This window comes from Photobacterium alginatilyticum, assembly GCF_009910675.1.
Taxonomy (GTDB): Bacteria; Pseudomonadota; Gammaproteobacteria; order Enterobacterales; family Vibrionaceae; genus Photobacterium; species Photobacterium alginatilyticum.
Genome location: NZ_RSEJ01000152.1, coordinates 1 through 837 on the forward strand (window position 1 = coordinate 1; position 837 = coordinate 837).

At 32.1% G+C, this 837-nt stretch carries 1 protein-coding gene; it reads left to right on the forward strand.

Annotated features, from left to right (window positions below; genetic code table 11):
* Nucleotides 1-121 precede the first annotated feature (121 nt).
* Nucleotides 122-355 (forward strand): photosystem II reaction center phosphoprotein PsbH, encoded by a 234-nt coding sequence (gene psbH, locus EIZ48_RS31540; protein WP_160658762.1) that lies wholly within the window; start codon nt 122-124, stop codon nt 353-355.
* Nucleotides 356-837 lie beyond the last annotated feature (482 nt).

Sequence of the window (837 nt, forward strand, 5' to 3'; positions counted from 1 at the left end):
CTAGGGTTGCTGTTTCCATTATTWTATAATTTTAAGACMAAAATGGATCTATGMTAAGATCSTTTATTTACAACGGAATAGTATRCWAAGTCAACAGATCTCAATGAATAYAATAGGAYTTATGGCTACAAAAACKGTTGAGACCGKTTCTAGMCCYGGTCTTGGWCCAAGACCAAAACGAACKAATCTAGGGGGTTTATTRAAACCATYRAATTCSGAATATGGTAAAGTAGCTCCTGGATGGGGAACAACTCCTTTKATGGGTGTTGCAATGGSTTTATTTGCAATATTTCTMTCTATTATTTTGGAGATTTATAATTCKTCTGTTTTATTGGATGGAATTTCAATGAATTAGATCTATTAAGAACTGGCCAGTTTTATCTTTCAATACAAAAGGAATCCTTTCGAGCTCGGATTTCTATTTCTAGCCCATCTTGGTGGCAGTTTGACCGCGAAATTTCTTTGTTTCTGTATTTCCGGAATATGAGTGTGTGACTTGTTATAATTGATCCTATTGATAGTACAGAGAATGGATCTGTCATCTTGATCTTGATAGAGATGGTTTTACTTCGTCGGATATTTATTCTAGTATCTGGAACACGGAATAKRTGAAATMGRTTAARAAATTTTTGAACTATGATTTATACTTAATAKTCAGACCTTGTGGCCGGATTCAAACAAAATTGCAAAGAATTCTAATTTATATTATAAATTGAAAKATTTTTMTTCTTTCAAACCCMTATTTATGCTTCTTTTGACTTATTTTGACCTAACTACAAAGGTTTTTTTTTATTTTGAGTCATTCTATCTATTCAAGCAATAAGCGACGATCTAAAA